13 protein-coding genes are annotated in these 17,780 nt (G+C 70.2%); 7 read left to right on the top strand and 6 right to left on the bottom strand.

The features are described from left to right. Positions 1–8 precede the first annotated feature (8 nt). Genes PSH03_RS06575 through PSH03_RS06560 form a run of 4 tightly spaced genes read right to left on the bottom strand, consistent with a single transcriptional unit; the run spans position 9 to position 3,756 of the window. Positions 9–611, bottom strand: coding sequence for a GTP-binding protein (locus tag PSH03_RS06575; protein WP_091405745.1), 603 nt, complete (start codon positions 609–611; stop codon positions 9–11). Continuing rightward, on the bottom strand, positions 592–981 hold the full coding sequence (locus PSH03_RS06570; protein WP_112584165.1) for a DUF742 domain-containing protein: 390 nt from the start codon (positions 979–981) through the stop codon (positions 592–594). Before PSH03_RS06570 ends, PSH03_RS06575 begins: the two co-directional genes overlap by 20 nt. Further along, complete coding sequence (locus PSH03_RS06565) at positions 971–1,393, bottom strand: roadblock/LC7 domain-containing protein (RefSeq protein ID WP_112584065.1); 423 nt, start codon at positions 1,391–1,393, stop codon at positions 971–973. The genes PSH03_RS06570 and PSH03_RS06565 overlap by 11 nt, the downstream gene beginning before the upstream one ends. Then, positions 1,393–3,756, bottom strand: coding sequence for a sensor histidine kinase (locus PSH03_RS06560; RefSeq protein ID WP_210786107.1), 2,364 nt, complete (start codon positions 3,754–3,756; stop codon positions 1,393–1,395). Before PSH03_RS06560 ends, PSH03_RS06565 begins: the two co-directional genes overlap by 1 nt. Positions 3,757–4,044: 288 nt before the next feature. On the opposite strand from PSH03_RS06560, the gene PSH03_RS06555 reads away from it, so the two are divergent. The 5 genes from PSH03_RS06555 to PSH03_RS06535 all read left to right on the top strand — a co-directional run bounded on the left by PSH03_RS06555 (position 4,045) and on the right by PSH03_RS06535 (position 8,294). After that, entirely contained in the window at positions 4,045–4,638 is a 594-nt protein-coding gene (locus PSH03_RS06555) for a hypothetical protein (RefSeq protein WP_210786106.1), read from the top strand. 11 nt (positions 4,639–4,649) lie between these two features. After that, positions 4,650–5,603, top strand: a complete 954-nt coding sequence (locus PSH03_RS06550; protein ID WP_210786105.1) for a hypothetical protein — start codon at positions 4,650–4,652, stop codon at positions 5,601–5,603. Positions 5,604–5,798: 195 nt separating this feature from the next. After that, complete coding sequence (locus tag PSH03_RS06545) at positions 5,799–7,457, top strand: sodium:solute symporter family protein (protein ID WP_210786104.1); 1,659 nt, start codon at positions 5,799–5,801, stop codon at positions 7,455–7,457. Positions 7,458–7,473: 16 nt separating this feature from the next. Next, positions 7,474–7,782 (top strand): hypothetical protein, encoded by a 309-nt coding sequence (locus tag PSH03_RS06540; RefSeq protein ID WP_210786103.1) that lies wholly within the window; start codon positions 7,474–7,476, stop codon positions 7,780–7,782. Positions 7,783–7,907: 125 nt separating this feature from the next. Beyond that, the gene (locus tag PSH03_RS06535) at positions 7,908–8,294 is read left to right on the top strand and encodes a hypothetical protein (RefSeq protein WP_210786102.1); all 387 of its coding nucleotides are present in this window, start codon (positions 7,908–7,910) and stop codon (positions 8,292–8,294) included. Positions 8,295–8,415: 121 nt separating this feature from the next. On the opposite strand, the gene PSH03_RS06530 is transcribed toward PSH03_RS06535, so the two are convergent. Beyond that, positions 8,416–10,191, bottom strand: a complete 1,776-nt coding sequence (locus PSH03_RS06530; RefSeq protein WP_238688547.1) for a glycoside hydrolase family 6 protein — start codon at positions 10,189–10,191, stop codon at positions 8,416–8,418. A gap of 598 nt (positions 10,192–10,789) precedes the next feature. Here PSH03_RS06530 and PSH03_RS06525 point away from each other — a divergent pair. After that, positions 10,790–11,899 (top strand): hypothetical protein, encoded by a 1,110-nt coding sequence (locus tag PSH03_RS06525; protein WP_238688546.1) that lies wholly within the window; start codon positions 10,790–10,792, stop codon positions 11,897–11,899. A 1-nt stretch (position 11,900) separates the two neighbouring features. Then, positions 11,901–12,599, top strand: a complete 699-nt coding sequence (locus PSH03_RS06520) for a class F sortase (protein ID WP_238688545.1) — start codon at positions 11,901–11,903, stop codon at positions 12,597–12,599. 74 nt (positions 12,600–12,673) lie between these two features. On the opposite strand, the gene PSH03_RS06515 is transcribed toward PSH03_RS06520, so the two are convergent. Then, positions 12,674–17,755 carry an NAD-glutamate dehydrogenase gene (locus PSH03_RS06515; protein WP_238688544.1) on the bottom strand — a complete coding sequence of 1,694 codons (5,082 nt, stop codon included), beginning with the start codon at positions 17,753–17,755 and terminating at the stop codon, positions 12,674–12,676. Positions 17,756–17,780 lie beyond the last annotated feature (25 nt).

Genomic DNA, 17,780 nt, shown 5'->3' with positions numbered 1-17,780 from the left:
CCCCGATCTCAGGCCGCCGGCACCGGCTCGCCGCGCTGTCGCGCGACGTGCTCCACCAGAGAGATCAACACCATTTTTCCGGACTGCCGGTCCCGGGCGTCGCAGAGCACCATCGGCACGTCCGGGTCCAGGTCGAGCGCCCGGCGTACGGTCTCCAGGTTGAACCGGCGGGAGTCGTCGAAACAGTTCACGCCCACCACGAACGGGATTCCCCGCTGCTCGAAGTAGTCGATGGAGGGGAAGCAGTCGGCCAACCGCCGGGTGTCGGCGAGCACCACGGCGCCGAGCGCGCCGAAGGCCAGCTCGTCCCAGAGGAACCAGAACCGGTCCTGGCCCGGCGTGCCGAACAGGTAGACCTGAAGGTCGTCGTTGATGGTGATCCGGCCGAAGTCCATCGCCACGGTGGTGGTGGACTTGCCCTCCACGCCGGAGATGTCGTCGGTGCCGATCCCGGCACCGGTGAGCACCTCCTCGGTCTGCAACGGACGGACCTCGCTCAGGGCGCTCACCAAGGTCGTCTTGCCGGCCCCGAAGCCTCCCGCGATGAGGATCTTCAGTGCCAGCGGAATGGTGGTGCTGGTGCCCACCTGGTCATAGCGCACGGAGTCCACTGACCACCGCCTTGAGGATGTCGTCGTCGGGAAGGATGCCGGCGGCCGGCGGCTCGTGCACCGCGACCAGGCCCTCGGCGAGGAGATCACCGAGCAGTACCCGGACCACGCCGACCGCGAGGTCCAGCTCGGCTGCCAGTTCGGCCACCGACACCGGCCGGTGGGCCAACGTGACCAGCCGTCGGTGCTCCGGCAGCAGATGCGAATGGCTTGTCGCGTCGACGTCCGAACCGGCCAACACGAACGCGACCAGGTTGAAATCGTCGACGGCGGAGCGTACCCGGCCTCCGGTGAGCGTGTACGGGCGCATCACCGGGCCGGCTTCACCGTCCAGCCACTCGTGCTGCGGCCCGGGCGGCTCAGTCCGCATCTCCGGCACCCGCTGCCGATCGGGCCGGCGCGGCGAGGCTCTCCCCCACCCGGATCACCAGCATCGCCATCTCGTACGCGACCAGCCCGATGTCCGCGTCGGCGTCGCTCACCACGGCCAGGCAGGCACCCTGCCCGGCGGCGGTGACGAAGAGGTACGCCGCCTCCATCTCCACCACCGTCTGCCGGACCGGGCCGCCGTCCACGTGCCGGCTGGCGCCTCGGGCGAGGCTGGAGAAGCCGGCGGCGAGCGCACACAGGTGCTCGGCGTCGGAGCGCTCCAGCTCGGCCGAGCAGCCGAGCAGCAGGCCGTCGGCGGAGAGCACCACCGCCTCGCGGGCGGCCGGTACCCGTTGCACCAGTTCGTCGAGCAACCAGTCCAGGCCGGCGCTCTGCTTCGTCGAATGCCGCACTAGGCGTCCCTCTCAGTCACGGTCGGGGGTTCGGGGGTCGTCGGCGGGTCGGTGGGCGCCGGGACCGTCGGTCCGGTTGGCGCCGTCGGGGTGATGGCGGTGGCGCGTCCGCGCGCCGTGCCGGCCTGGAGCGCCGCCATCACCTGGCGGACCTCCTCCGGCGAGCGGGGCGACGGCGTGTCGGTGACGGTGGACCGGGGCTGGGCTGCGGGGGTACGACGTCGCACCCGGCGGGGCAGGCCATCCAGCTCGTCGTCCGGCTCGTCGGGGGTCGCCGACCCCTCTTCGCGCCCATTGGCCGGCGCGATGGCCGAGGTCGGCGCTCCGGTGGGTGGGGCGGGTGGGGCCGTGCTGGCGGACGGGGCCGTCGGCGGGCGGGTACGGGGGCGGGTCACGGCGCCCCGGCGCGCCGTCCGAGCCAGCCGCCGGCTCGGGTCGGCCGACGCGGTACCGAGCGTGGCGGGGTCGGGGCCGGCCGGTGGCTCGGTGGTGACCAGGTCACCGGGGACCAGCACCACGGCGGTCACGCCACCCTCCCCGGATGAGCGCAACCGCACCCGTACGCCGTGCCGGGCCGCCAGCCGGGCCACCACGAACAGGCCGAGTCGGGCGCTCTGCGCCGGGTCGAACTCGGGCGAGCTGGCCAGTCGGGTGTTGGCGGTCTCCAGTGCCGCGTCGGACATGCCCAGCCCCTGATCGGTGATCTCCAGGGCGTACCCGTTGGCCACCTGCGCCCCGGTGACGGTGACCCGGGTGTCCGGCGGGGAGAAGGCGGTGGCGTTCTCGACCAGCTCGGCGAGCAGGTGGATGATGTCGCCGACCGACCGCCCCAGCACGCCGGCCGGCTGCACGGCCTTGACGTCCACCCGTTCGTACGCCTCGACCTCGGAGATCGCGCCGCGGATCAGGTCGACCATCGCGACCGGGTTCCGCCAACCCCGGCCGGGCGCGGAGCCGGCGAGGATGACCAGATCCTCGGCGTGCCGGCGCAGCCGGGTGGCCAGGTGGTCGACCTGGAACAGTTCGGCCAGCTCGTCCGGGTCCTCGCTACGCCGCTCCATCCGGTCCAGCAGGTGCAGCTGACGGTGCACCAGGCTCTGGCTCCGTCGGGCGATGTTGAGGAAGACCTCGTTGAGCCCACGACGCAGGGTGACCTCGTCCACCGCGGCCTGGACGGCGGTGCGCTGCACCTCGGTGAAGGCCCGCCCGACCTCGCCGATCTCGTCGTGGCCGTACTCCAGCGGCGGCGCCTCCCGGGCAACGTCGACCTGCTCGCCACGACGCAGCCGGGCCACCACGTCGGGCAGCCGGTGCTCGGCCAGCTCCAGCGCGGCGGTGCGGACGCCGCTGAGCCGGCGGACCAGGGTGCGGCCGACCCGCAGCGCCACCAGCACCGAGACGACCACTGCGACGAGCCCGAGTACGCCGGCGGCGGCCAGCCGCACCAGGATGCGCACTGCCATCGGCACCGAACGGTCGGTGAGAGCGTCGGCCTCGGACAGTTCGAAGTCCCGCAACTGCTGCTGCACCGCGTCCTGGCTGGCCTGCCAGGACGCCGCGTCGACACTCGGCCGGCCGGACCGGTTGGGCACGACCAGCGCGTCCTGCATGCTGCGCAGCCGGGTGAACGCCTCGCTCTCGGTCAACCGTTGGTACGCGACCCGGCTGCTCTCGGGCAGGTCGGCCACGGCGCTCTCGGTGAGCCACCGTTGGTTGCCGATGGCCTGCACGAGCTGGGTGTGCTCCCCCTCGGCGAACCGTCCGGCGGTCAGCGCGCCGGCCAGCAGCGCGTCGCTCTGGCCGAGCAGTTCCCGGGAGCGACCCAGCGCGGTGAGCGCCAGGGCCTGCCGGTTGATGTCCGGGTCGGTCAGGGTCGCCATGCCGGCGAACGCCTGGAAGGCCGCGGAGACCATGCCGCTGTACAGGCCGATCGCGCCGGCCCGGTCCACCTTGCGCTCGTCGATGAACCTCCGCCCGTCGGGTAGCGCGGCCAGGGCGTTGACCAGCTGGTCGACCCGGCTTTCCAGCAGGTCGTCAGCGGCGTCGCGCAGCGGTTCCCCGTCCACCCGGCGGCGCAGCTCGGCGACCGCCCGATCGGTGCGCCCGCGCTGCTCGGCGAGTGCGGGCAGCTCGGTCTTGCCGGCGAGCTGCACCACCGAGAGTCGGCGTTCCCGTTGCAGCTCGGTGACCACTGTCTCGCCGGGGCGACCCAGGTCGTACAGCAGGGTGCGGGCGGAGAGCAGGTTCAGGGCGGGACCGAACGTCAGCGTGGTCGCGAAGATCCACAGCGCCAGGAGCGCGGTCACCGGCGCGACGACCAACGCGGTCAGCTTCGAGCGGATCGGCCAGTCGCGGGTTTTCATCAGACCTCGCCCGTACAGGGTGGCAGGAGGGGTGCCGGCACCGCCGGGCACCGCGCCTGCCGGCTGCGCGCCCGGCCGCGTCGCCGGGCACCGGCGCGGGCGCCTTGGGCAGGATACGTAATCGGAGGCTGTTTCACTACCGCCCGTATCTCTACCCACCCAAGCGCCTCTTCCGGGATGAATCAGGTTTTGGCCGGTGAGTAGTTGCGCCCCTCGTCAGGAAAGTGTCTCGGATCGGGATTGGCGATCACTGCGCGGAGGGAATAGCAGATGACGAAGGAGGAGCCCATGTCGCCCACGCAGATAGTCGTCATCGTGCTCGTCGTGCTGGTGATCGTCGCGGTGCTGGCCGTGGCCGCCCGCTCGCTCAACAACCGCCGGGCCCTGCGCAACCGGTTCGGACCGGAGTACGACCGGGTGGTGGCGGAACAGGACAGCCGGTCCGCCGCGGAGCGCGAACTGCGCGACCGGGAACGCCGGCATGCCGAGCTCACGCTCACCCCACTCGCCCCGGAGTCCCGGGCCCGGTACGCCGCCGCCTGGGAGGAGCTCCAGGTCCGCTTCATCGACTCCCCCGGCGAGACCGTGGGTGACGCAGACGAACTGGTCACCCGGCTCATCGAGGAGCAGGGCTACCCGACCGGTGACTTCTCCGACCAGATCGCCCACCTCTCCGTCGAGCACGCCCGCACGCTGACCAACTACCGGGACGCGCACGAGATCCACCTGCGCAACTCCCGGGGCGAGGCCAACACCGAGGAGCTGCGGCAGGCGGTCGTGCACTACCGCGCGCTCTTCGCCGAACTGCTGGGCGAGGAGCCGGTCGGCCACCGCACGCCCGAACAGCGCCACCACCCGGACCACGACGCCACGAGCCGCTGAGGAGGCCACCGATGCGCCAGGAAGAGCAGCAGGTGAGCAACGACCACCCGGAGGCCGTCCGGTCCGCGCCCGTGCCGGTACCCCCGGCCGGCGACCGGGCCGGCCACTCCGACGTCCCGGAGGACGCCCTCGACGACCGGGGCACCTTCGACGACCAGACCGCCACCCACGAGCGGGCCGACGACGAGGGTGGTTTCCACGAGCCTGGGCCGCTGCCGACCACGTTCGGCGCCACCACCGTGGCCGACGCGGTGGCCGCCTCCGCGCTGGCCAGCCCGCACCCGCAGGATCAGCCGGACCCGAGGGCCGAGCGGACCGCCCAGCCGGGCGACGGCGCCGAGGACGGTGAGCGGGAGGGTCTGCGCGCCGACCCCACCGCGGAGCTGCACCGCCGCGACGCGTACGTCGACGGCGGCGCGGACGTCGACGACCGCACCGATCTCGACGACCGCACCGACGCGGACACGTCCGCGCGGACCGTCGTACCGCCGGGGAGCACGGACGGCGACCCCGAGCGACGCGGCGATCTGACCGGCGACCGGGACGCCACCACGGCGGGCGCGGCCGGCTACGGCAGCGCGACACCGGAGATGGTCGACCCGGACGCGGACGGCGAACCGGTCCCCGGCGACGACACCAGCCCCACGCTGGAGTCCGCCGGAACATCCCGACCCACCGGGTCGACGGTGGCGGCCGAGCCGGCCACGCTCCTCGACAGGGACACCGCGCAGGGCTTCCGGGACCGCTGGCGGGACGTGCAGCTGCGTTTCGTCGACGACCCGCAGGGAGCTGCCGGCGAGGCGCAGTCCCTGGTCGAGGAGGCCATCCAGGCACTCTCCTCGGCGCTGGCCGCCCAGAAGAACACGCTGGGCGGTTGGCAGGACGCCGGCTCGGCCGACACCGAGCAACTGCGGATGGCGGTCCGCAACTACAGGGACTTCCTGGACCGCGTACTCGGTCGCTGAGTCACCCGACCAACACTGGCGCCCCGGCCGAAACGGCCGGGGCGCCCTGTTGTGTGCCGATCGTCGCGGAGCCCGCCAGACCGTGCGAAGAGCCCGAACACGGCGGTCTCGACCTCCGGGAGTGAAACCGCGCGGACGGGGTAATAGGGCGCGCGCGCACCAATCAGCGCGGACGTCGGGACGAGGGGTGACGGGATGGACGGCGACGGTCTTCGGCTCAACATGAACGGCCTGGACTACCTGATCCTGGCGCTGTACTTCGTCACCGTCCTCGGGGTCGGCTTCGCCGCGCGCCGGGCCATCCGGACCAGCGTCGACTTCTTCCTCTCCGGCCGCTCCCTGCCGGCCTGGGTGACCGGTCTCGCCTTCGTCTCGGCGAACCTGGGCGCGTTGGAGATCATCGGGATGGCCGCCAACGGGGCCCAGTACGGCGTGATGACGGTCCACTACTACTGGATCGGCGCGGTCCCGGCGATGGTCTTCCTGGGCATCGTGATGATGCCCTTCTACTACGGCTCCAAGGTCCGCAGCGTGCCGGAGTACCTGCGGCTGCGGTTCAACCGCCCCACCCACCTGCTCAACGCGATCAGCTTCGCCGTCGCCCAGGTGCTGATCGCCGGCGTGAACCTGTACGCGCTGGCCCTCGTCATGCAGGCGCTGCTCGGCTGGCCGCTCTGGACGGCGATCGTGGTCGGCGCGGCGATCGTGCTGGCGTACATCACCATCGGCGGCCTGTCCGGGGCGATCTACAACGAGGTGCTCCAGTTCTTCGTCATCCTGGCCGGCCTGATCCCGGTCACCGTGATCGGCCTGGTCAAGGTCGGCGGGTGGAACGGCCTGATGGACGCGGTCGGCGACACCAAACTCGGCGAGGCCGGCCTGCACGCGTGGCAGGACACCGGCAGCACTGCCAACCCGCTGGGCGCGCACTGGATCGGCATCGTCTTCGGCCTCGGCTTCGTGCTGTCGTTCGGCTACTGGACGACGAACTTCGCCGAGGTGCAGCGGGCCCTCTCGGCGAAGAACATGAGCGCCGCCCGGCGTACGCCGATCATCGCCGCGTACCCGAAGCTGCTCATCCCCCTGGTCACTGTCATCCCCGGTCTGGTGGCCCTGGTCACGGTGAAGGGCCTCGGCGCGGAGAGCGGCGACCTGCAGTACAACAACGCCATCCCGCTGCTGATGCGCGACCTGCTCCCCAACGGCGTGCTCGGGGTGGCGGTCACCGGCCTGCTCGCCTCGTTCATGGCCGGCATGGCGGCCAACGTCAGCGGCTTCAACACCGTCTTCACCTACGACATCTGGCAGGCGTACATCCGCCGTGACCGGTCGGACGAGTACTACCTGCGGGTCGGCCGCTGGGCGACGGTCGCCGCCGTGGTGATCGGGATCGGCACCGCGTTCATCGCGGCCGGGTTCAGCAACATCATGAACTACATCCAGGCGCTCTTCTCCGTCTTCAACGCGCCGCTGTTCGCCACCTTCATCATCGGCATGTTCTGGAAGCGGATGAGCGCGCTGGCAGGCTTCTGGTCGCTGCTGCTGGGCACCCTGGTGTCGCTGAGCCTCTACCTGCTCTACAAGGGCGGTGTGGTCCATTTCAACTCCGACCTGGAGGAGAGCTTCTGGGGTGCCGGTCTGGCGTTCGTCACGGCGGTGGTGGTCGCCGCGATCGTCACCCCGCTCACCGCACCCAAGCGGGACGAGGAGCTGCGCGGGTTGGTGTACGGCATGGGCGGCGTCGACCTGAAGGGGGACGTGCTCGCCGGGGACGCCGCCTGGTACCGCTCCCCGGTGCTGCTCGGTCTGATCGCGGTCGCGCTGGCCGCCGTCTTCTACATCCCGGTCTTCTAAGGAAAGGGGTCGGCAGATGAGCAACGAAGGCCAGCCGGCACAGGATCCGCTGATCGACGAGACGCAGGCGGAGCAGCGGCGTTCCGCCGCAGCCCGGCTGTTCGACATCCGCCGGGTGATCGGTGGCCTCTTCGTCGCGTACGGGGTCATCGTGACGCTGATCGGCATCTTCGACAGCCGGGCCGAGATCGACAAGGCCGAAGGCGTACGGATCAACCTGTGGGCCGGGCTGGCGATGCTCGTGTTCGGTCTGCTCATGCTGCTCTGGCAGTGGTGGCGCCCGGCGGAAGCGCCGGCCCCGAACGAGCAGCAGCCCGACGCCTGACCGCCTGACCGCACTGCCTGAGCACGGCCCGGCCCGGCCCGACCGCCGGGCCGTGCGGCATGAGCGCGGCACGAAGGGGTACGTGAGGGAAATCAGGCACCGTGTCGGACACAGGAGGCAGCACCATGACCGATCGCGATCGCCAACCGCCGCTGGAGGACAGCCCCGAGGTGGCCTCGGCGGTGGACGATGACGCCACCGTGCCGCAACTGCGGACCGGAGGTGGCCCGGATCGGGACACACCGGGCTTCGCCGAGCCCCGCAGCCGACCGGCCGACCTCGCACCGGACACCGACGAGCTGATCGGCGACCCGTACGCCGCCGGCACCGGGGCGACCGGGACGGGTACCGGCGCTGGCGGGGACAACATCCGCACCGGGGGTGAGCAGCCCTGGGAGCCGGAGGACCTGGTGATGGCCCGAGGGCAGGATCTGACACCGGAGAACCTGGAGAAGGCCCGCCGTGACCTGGCCGAGCAGGGCCGGGCGGCGATCGAACGCACAGTGCCCTGATCGCGGCCAAGGGGGGGTCCCCGGCCCGACCTGTGACGGTCGAGCCGGGGACCCGGGGGGAACCTGCTGCCAACAGTGCCTCACCAACCACTGGCAGCGGGTTGGTGCGTGAGCTACCCGATCAGAGCGCCGGGTAGGCGTTGCGCATGAGCTCCTGGAACTGGGCGGAGAACCACGCACCGGAGATCGGCGCGTCGCCGAGCGCCCCGGACGGGTTGTTGCCGTTGCGGGCGTTACCGCCGTACGTCGGGTCGCACATCCGGTCGAAGCCCTTGCCCTCGTTGTTCGGGATCTCCTTGCTGGAACCGTCCGACTCACCCGGCGGCTTCACCCAGACGTAGGCGTCGATGCCCGTCGCCGGGGTGGCCCGGGGCCGCTCACCGAGACCGGCACCAGCCTGGTTGCACCAGTTGCCGAGGTGGGCCCGACGGTCGATGCGGCCGCCGTTGACGTACGTGTCGACGCTCGTCGTCGCGCCCGGACCGGTGGGCCGGGCGGAGCCGCCCCAGCCGTTACGGGAGGTGTCGATCAGCATGCCGATGTTGGAGTTGAAGCCGACCGAGACCAGCTGGTTGCGGAACGCCTGGGCGAACGACAGCTCGTCGACGTAGAAGTTCCAGTCGACCCACTTGGACTGCCGCACCGACGTGCCGTTCACGTTGTCGGTGACCTTGAAGTACGGCTCCTGCAGCGCCGAGTAGTTCGCGGTGTTGGTGATGAAGCCGTGCACGTTGTTGACAGTGCTGCCGGAGGCGACCGCGGCGGTCTTCAGGATGTTGGAGGTCGGGACGAAGTTGGAGTCCCAGCCGAGCCAGCCGTGGTGGCCGGCGTCGATGTAGTTGTAGACGTTGCCGATCGCGCCCAGCTTGGCGAGGGCGTAGCCGACACCGTTGACGTAGGCGCCGTTGGCCTTGACCGTGTCGCACATGACCGTGCCGCCGGCCTGATCGGACGTGTTGGTGACCAGGTTGGGCAGGGAGTCGATCTCGATGATGTTGATGATCCGCAGGCTGCTGTACTTCGACTCACCCTGGATCGCGGCGATCGGGTCGATGTACTGGGCCTTGTACTTCGGCAGCTCGTCCGGGCCCAGCTCACCGTTGGAGGCGAGCGCGGAGCAGTCCCGGCCGGGCAGGTTGTAGATCACGAACTGGATGTAGCCGGCGCCTTGGCGCAGCGCCTCGTCCAGGTGCTGACGAACCCCGAAGGCGCCGTTGGAGCTGCTGTCCGGCGTGCCGTTGATCGCGGCGATCCGGTCCAGCCAGACGGCGGTGGGGTTGTTGGAGATCCGGCTTCCGCCGGTCTCGGCGTCCGCCTTGGCCTTCCACTCCGGGTTCACGTAGCCGCGCGCCCCGACGTACGGGTTGTCCACCTTGGTGCCGGGCGGCGGCGTGGTGGGCGGCGGGTCGGTGGGCGGAGGTGTGGTGGGCGGCGGATCGGTCGGCGGGGGCGTGGTCGGCGGGGTGGTGCCACCGTTGCAGACCACGCCGTTCAGGGTGAACGAGGTCGGCTTCGGGTTGCTGCCGCTCCACGCGCCGTTGAAGCCGATGCTCGTCGACGCGCCGGTGGCCAGGGTGCCGTTGTAGGACAGGCTCCGGGCGGTGACCTGGCTGCCGGACTGGGTGAACGTGGCCGACCAGCCCTGCTGCACCCGCTGGCCGGAGTTGGGGAAGGTCCAACCCAAGGTCCAGCCGTTCAGCGGGTCGCCGACGTTCTTGATGGTGACGCTCGCGGTGAAACCGCCGGGCCAGTCGTTGCTCGTGTACGCGATGTCGCACTGCGTCGCGGCCTGCGCCGCGGTACCCGGAATCGTTACGAGCCCACCGGCGACCAGGGCACCCGCGCCAGCGAGCGCGAGGGCCCGGCGTGGGCCGGTTAGCCTTCTCCACACATTCATGCCACTGATCTCCTTGGGCGAGACCGGGCCCACGTACGGCCCGGCGGGACGGCCCGATGGGCGTCCTGCACGGACGGCCGTCGGCGCCACGGGATTCTTTGGGGGGCGCCCGACCCGGACGGGCGATGGTGGTGGTGGTGCCCGGCCATGCGTCGGCCGGTCGATCGGCGGCGGGTGCGTCGCCCGGTGAACCGGGTGCCCTCGACTCCCCTGCCTGCACGGTGTGGCTCTCTGAACCGCGTTCGCCGATTCTTGCATGGGAGCGCTTCCATGGCAATGGCTCGATGCGTTGCCGGAGTCGTTTCGGACGATACCTCCGAGTGCGCCCGACCGGCACGCGCCGCTCGGATCCGCCGCTACCGGATGACCGGGGCAGGCCGGACACGGGGAGCGCGGAACACCGTGCCGCGCTCACAGGGTTGCGCGAAGCCTGACACGACGCGCAGCGCGGCGAAAGCCGCGTACCACCCCTTCACCTCTTACTTGGATCAAAGGTAAAACGCGAATCTTTCACTTCATAAGTCATGAAACGGTCTAACGTCGGTCTTAGCTCGGTTGTCGCCGAGCTCAGGACAACAGGGATGGAGTGACGCAGGTCATGGCTAAGAAGATGCTCGGGAAGGTCGTTGCGGGCGCCGCGCTCGGCGGCGCGTCGCTCCTGGTGTTCGCACCGGGGATCGCGTTCGCCGACGGCCACGACGATGGCAAGGTCTACGCCAAGCCGCATGTCGTCAAGGCTGGCGACGAGGTCAAGCTCCTCGAGATCTGCCCGGATCGGCAGGAGCACGCGTACGTGTGGTCCAAGGTCACCGGCAAGGTCAAGCTCAAGCCGGCGCATGAAGACCGGGGCGAGGACCGCGAGTGGCGCGAGGAGGAGAACTCCTCCGACCACGACAAGGGCAAGGACGAGCACGGCAAGGACGAGAACGGCAAGGACCACGAGGGCAAGGACGAGAACGGCAAGGACGAGCACGGTAAGGACGACAAGAGCAAGGACCACGAGGGCAAGGACGAGAACGGCAAGGACGACAAGGGCAAGGACGAGCACAAGGACGAGAACGGCAAGGGTGGCCAGGGTGGCGGCGCTGCCGCCGACGCCTACGGCGACGAGGGCAGCAAGGACTGGAAGGGCGAGGAGCACGGCCAGGACGCCGAAGAGGGCCGTGACAAGAAGGACTGGGATTCCAAGGACGAAGACAAGAAGGACTGGGAGTCCAAGGACGAGCACGGCTCCGAGTACGGCTCCGACAACGGCTGGGAGTCCAAGGACGAGCACGGCTCGGAATACGGCTCGGACGAGCGCGGCGGTTACGGCAAGGACGAGCACGGCTCGGAATACGGCTCGGACAACGGCTGGGAGTCCAAGGACGAGCACGGCTCCGAGTACGGCTCGGACGAGCGCGGCGGTTACGGCAAGGACGAGCGCGGCTCGGACGAGCGTGACTGGGACGACGAGCGCGAGTTCGTCTACTACGGCGAAGCCAAGGTCGACAAGGACGCCAAGCCGGGTCGCTACGAGCTCAAGGGCTCCTGCGGCGAGGGCGAGCTCGTCGTGCTGCCGCACGGCGGTGTCGACGGTGGTGACGGTGGCGTCAGCACCGGTACCGACCGGGGTCTGGCCACCGGCGGAGCGGGCCTGCTCGGCGCTGCCGCGCTGGGCGGGATCGTGCTGATGCGTCGTCGGCGGACCGATGGTTCGCTCGTCTGACGTGACGACGACACCGGCCGGCGGCCGTCGCGGGAAACCGTGGCGTGCCGCCGGCACGGCCGTCGTCGTCACCATGGCCATGATCGGCGCCGGCATGATCGGCGCCTCCCTGAAGACCACGCCCAGTCCCCGACCGCCGCAGCCGCTGGCCCAGGCCGGACCCGAGGCGACCGGGCCGGCGAGCACCGCCGACGATGCTCCGCCGGTCGACGGGCAGCCGGTCGGTCAGGCGGCGGCCGGGTTGGCCCGTTCGGCACCCACCAGCATCGAGATCCCCCGGATCGGCGTCGACGCGACGATCATGTCGTTGGGCACCAACGCGGACGGCACCGTCCAGGTCCCTCCGCTGGACAAGGCCGACCAGGCCGGGTGGTACGAGCCCGGTGCGAGCCCGGGCGAGACGGGTAACGCGGTCATCGTCGGGCACGTGGACTCGGCGGTGCTCGGCCCGGCCGTCTTCTTCGACCTCGGCGCTCTCACCCCCGGCGACACCGTCACCGTGCGCCGCGCCGACGGAGTGCCGGCCACCTTCACTGTCGACTCGGTGAAGTCGTACCCGAAGACTGCCTTCCCCACCGAGTTGGTGTACGGACCGAGTGACCGACCCAGCCTGCGGGTGGTCACCTGCGGTGGTCAGTTCGACCAGGCCGCGAAGAGCTACCCGGACAACATCGTCGTCTTCGCCACCATGGCGGCCTGACCGGCGGCGAAACGAAACGCGGTCCGGCCGGTCGGGGTGACCCGACCGGCCGGACCGCGTCCGGCGTACCTGACTCAGGCGGCCGCGGAGGTCCGCACCAGGGTGCGGATCTGACGCAACAGCACCGACAGGGCGGCGAGATCCGCCCGCGACTCGTCGAACTCACCCATCGCCCGTCGGGCCCGGTGGATGGAGGTGGCGTTCGACTGCTCCCACTGCTGTACCCGCTCGTGCGGCGGCAGGTCGCCCGGGGTGGAGTCGAGCACCTCCGCGGTGAGCGCGGCCAGCGCGGCGTACAGGTCGTACCGCAGCGCCATCCGGGCCAGCGTCTGCCAGCGGTCCTCCCGAGGCAGCAGGGAGATCTTCGACAGCAGCGAGTCCACCCGGAACAGGTCCGACAGCACGAAGTAGACCGAGGCCACCTCGCTGACGTCCCGCCCACTGGCGTTCGCGGTCTCCACCACGTCCATCAGACCGAAGCTGTACATCAGCCGGGTGGCCCGCTCCGCCAGCTCTCGGGGCAGCCCACGCTCGGTCATCGAGTCCATGTGCGCGGCGAGGCCCTGGCGCTCGTTGCCGTAGAACAGCTCCTCCAGCCCCGGCAGCAGCCGGGTGACCCCGTCACGCAGCCGGGCGATCTCGGCCGGCACGTCGATCGGCGAGCGCCGGTTGGAGACCAGCCACCGCACGGCCCGGTCGAGCAGCCGGCGGGTGTCCAGGTAGACGCTGGTCTGCAGCTCCGGCGCCACCTTGTTGTCCAGCGCCTCGACCGCGTCCCACAGATCGCGCAGGCCGAACACCTCGCTGACCACGACGTACGCCCGGATCACGTCGGCCGCGCTGGCCGCCGTCTCCTCGACCACCCGGAAGATGAACGAGATGCCACCCCGGTTGATCGCCTCGTTGACCAGCACCGTGGTGACGATGTCCCGGCGCAGCCGGTGCCGGCCCATCCGGTCGGCGAACCGCTCGCGCATCGGCGTCGGGAAGTAGTTGACCAGAACCTCGGTCGTCCACTCCTCGTCGGCCAACCCCTCGGTGAGGATCTCCCGCTCCAGGACGATCTTCACGTACGCGAGCAGCACGGCGAACTCCGGCGCGGTCAGCCCGGACTCGCTGCGGACCGCCAGTTCCTCGTCCGGCGGCAGCGCCTCCAACGCGCGGTCCAACCCGCCCGAACGCTCCAGCTCGTTGATCATCCGACGGTGCACCGGGAGCAGCGAGGCGGCCTGGGCCTGGGCGTTGTTGATCGCCCGGGCCTGGTCGTAGTTGTCCCGCAGGACCAGCTCCGCGACCTCGTCGGTCATCCCGGCCAGCAGCTCGTCCCGGTCGGCCATGGTCAGCTCACCGTCGGCCACCGCCGTGTTGAGTAGGATCTTGATGTTCACCTCGTGGTCGGAGGTGTCCACACCGGCCGCGTTGTCGATGAAGTCCGTGTAGATCCGGCCACCGGTCAACGCGTACTCGATCCGGCCGAGCTGGGTCCAGCCCAGGTTGCCGCCCTCGCCCGCCACCCGGCAGCGCAGGTTACGCCCGTCCACCCGGATCGCGTCGTTGGACTTGTCGCCCACCTCGGCGTTGGTCTGGGTGGAGGCCTTGACGTAGGTGCCGATGCCGCCGTTCCAGAACAGGTCCACCGGGGCGGTGACGATCGCCTTCATCAGGTCCTGCGGCGACAACTGTGTGACGTCGTCGTCCAGGCCGATCGCCGCCCGGACCTGCGGCGTGATCGGGATGGACTTCGCGGTACGCGGGAAGATGCCGCCACCTGCCGAGATCAGCTCCGGGTTGTAGTCCTCCCAGGAGGAACGGGGCAGGTCGAACAGCCGTCGACGCTCCGTGTACGAGGTGGCGGCGTCCGGCTCCGGATCGAGGAAGATGTGCCGGTGGTCGAAGGCGGCCACCAGCCGGATGTGCTCGGAGAGCAGCATTCCGTTGCCGAACACGTCGCCGGACATGTCGCCGACGCCGACCACAGTGAAGTCCTGGGTCTGGGTGTCCAGGCCCAACTCACGGAAGTGCCGCTTGACCGACTCCCAGGCACCCCGGGCGGTGATGCCCATCTTCTTGTGGTCGTAGCCGGCGGATCCGCCGGACGCGAACGCATCGCCCATCCAGAAGTTGTGGGCCTTGGAGATCTCGTTGGCGATGTCGGAGAACGTCGCGGTGCCCTTGTCGGCCGCCACCACCAGGTACGGATCGTCGCCGTCGTGCCGGACGACGTCCTCCGGCGGCACGATCTGCCCGCTGACGATGTTGTCGGTGACGTCCAGCATCGCGCCGACGAACTCCTGGTAGCAGGCGACCGCCTCGTCCCGGTCACCCGGCTTCTGCTTCAACACGAAGCCGCCCTTGGCGCCGACCGGCACGATCACTGTGTTCTTCACCATCTGCGCCTTGACCAGGCCCAGCACCTCGGTACGGAAGTCCTCCCGACGGTCGGACCACCGCAACCCGCCCCGGGCCACCGGCCCGAACCGCAGGTGCACACCCTCGAAGCGCGGCGAGTAGACGAAGATCTCGAACTTCGGTCGCGGCGCGGGCAGGTCCGGAATGGCCTGCGGGTCGAGCTTGAACGCCACGTACGCCTTGGGCCGCCCGTCGGCGCGCTTCTGGTAGAAGCTGGTCCGCAGGGTCGCCTCGATCAGCGTCAGGTACGAGCGCAGGATCCGGTCCTGGTCCAGGCTCGCCACGTCGTCCAACGCGCCCCGGATCGTCTCGACCAGCTCACCGCTGCGCTGCTGCCGCTCCTCGGTGCTCGACTCGCCCGGCGCGAACCGGGTCTCGAAGAGCTCCACCAGCAACGCGGCGAGCTTCGGGTACGCGATGAAGGTCTGCTCCATGTAGTCCTGCGAGAAGACAGTGCCGGCCTGCCGCAGGTACTTCGCGTACGCCCGCAGCACCACCACCTGCCGCCAGGTCAACCCGCCGCGCAGCACCAGCTCGTTGAACCGGTCCACCTCGGCCTCGCCGCGCCAGGCAGCCGCGAAGGCGTTCTCCACGTGCGGGCGCACCTCGGCCAGCTCGTGATGCCCCTCGGGCAGCATGAGGCCGAAGTCGTACAGGTAGACCCGACCGTCGATCCGGTCGACCTCGTACGGGTGCTCGTCGACCACCCGTACGCCGAGCGAGTGCAGCACCGGCAGCACTGCGGAGAGCATCATCGGCTCGCCGTACCGGTAGACCTTGAACCGGACGTCCATCGCCTCGGCCAGGTCGGCTCCCGGCACCCGGGTGCCCGGCCGGGGCGCCAACTGCTTGCGGAACAGGTGCATCTCCAGCTGGCCGGGCTCCTCCAGCAGCTCCAGCTTCGCCAGGTCCTTCATCGCCTCGTACGGCGTGTGCCCGTCCTTGTAGCCCTCCGGGAACGCGTCGGCGTACCGGGTGAACAGGTGCTTGGCCTGCTCGTCGCCGAGCTTGCGCTCCAGCACCAACCGGTAGTCGTCGTCCCAGAGCCGGGTGGCGTCGGCCAACTCCTCGGCGAGCAGGTCGGCGTCGATGTCGCCGGGTGGCCGCGTCGGGTCGGTACGGACGATGAAGTGCACCCGAGCCAGCATCGACTCGGTGACCCGGGTGGTGTAGTCCACCCCGACACCGTTCAGCTCGCGCAGCAGGATGTCCTGCATGCGCAGCCGGTTCTGGGTGGTGAACCGGTCCCGGGGCAGGTAGATCAGGCAGGAGATGAACCGCCCGTACGCGTCCCGACGCAGGAACACCCGCAGCTGCCGGCGGCCGGCCATCCGCAGCACGCCGACCACCGCGTGGTACAGGTCGTCGGTCTTGATCTGGAACAGCTCGTCGCGCGGGTAGGTCTCCAGGATCTGGATCAGATCCTTGCCCGAGTGGCTGCGCTGGCTCAGGCCGGAGCGGTCCAGCACCTCGGCCACCTTGCGGCGTACCACCGGCAACTCGCGGACGCTGGTCCGGTAGGCGGCCGTCGAGAACAGGCCCAGGAAGCGCCGCTCACCGATCACGTCACCGGCGGTGTTGAAGATCTTGAAGCCGATGTAGTCCAGGTACGCCGAGCGGTGCACCGTGGCCCGGGAGTTGGCCTTGGTAATGATCAACAGGCGCTTCTCCAGCACCTTCTCGTGCGCCTCGGGCGTCATCGAGGACAGCGACCGCGCATCCGGCGAATCGGAGCGCAGAATGCCCAGACCGGTGCCGAGCACCGCCTCCAACGCCTTGCCGTCGACCGGGTCGGCGGCGTCGCCGCCGTCGGCGTCCACCAACCGGTACTCGCGGTAACCGAGGAAGGTGAAGTGGTCCTGGGCGAGCCACCGCAGCAGCTCCACCGAGTCGGTGATGTCCTTTTCCGGCACCGGTGGGCGGTTGTCGGAGGTACGGGCGGACGCCAGCTCGTCGGCGAGCGCGAGGGCACGCTGACGCATCTTCGGCCAGTCCTCCACCGCCTCCCGCACGTCGGTGAGCACCCGCTGCAACTCGCGGCGCAACCGGTCCCGTTCGGCAGCGTCCCGCACCGGGTCGATCTCGATCCGCATCCAGCTCTCGATGATGTCGCCGGCGATCGCGTCGTCCGGTTCCACATCCGCGGAGACCTCGGTGAGCCGGCCCAGCGGCTCCCGCCGCACCACCACCAGCGGGTGCACCAGCAGGTGCACGTCGAGGTGGTACGAGTTGAGCAGCGCCGTCACCGAGTCGACCAGGAACGGCATGTCGTCGGTGACGATCTCGACGACCGTGTGGTGCTGGTCGGCGTGCGGTTCGTGGATCCGCAGCTTCAACTCGCCCGGCACCCGCTGCTGGGCGAGATCCCGGTGTGCCCGGGCCGCGTCGAGCATCTCTTCCGCCGTGAAGCCGACCAGCTCCTCGTCCGGGGCGAACCGCCAGAAACGGCCGACAAGCGTCGCCGCGTCGTGGTCGTCCCCGGCGAGCGCGACGGCCTGGGCCACCAGGCGCTCCGCGTTGGGAACGGGTTCGTCGAGCTCGGCGTCCTCCACGTCGTCGGCCAGCGCCTCGGCTGGCAGACCCAGATCGTAGATGGTGTCGATGCTCGACCCGGTCAGCCCGGTGACTCCCGTGTCGAGTCGGCCGTAGCCGTCCCCGTCGGTCGCCGAATCGAAGCTGTCATCGTCCCGGCCGGAGTCATCCTGCCGGAGGTCGGGTTCCGGTTTGATCGCCGGACGCCGGTCCATCGGTGCCACTCCCCTCGACCCACCG

Source organism: Micromonospora salmantinae (assembly GCF_022230905.1).
GTDB classification, from domain to species: domain Bacteria; phylum Actinomycetota; class Actinomycetes; order Mycobacteriales; family Micromonosporaceae; genus Micromonospora; species Micromonospora salmantinae.
This window is presented reverse-complemented; position numbering and strand designations above follow the sequence as displayed.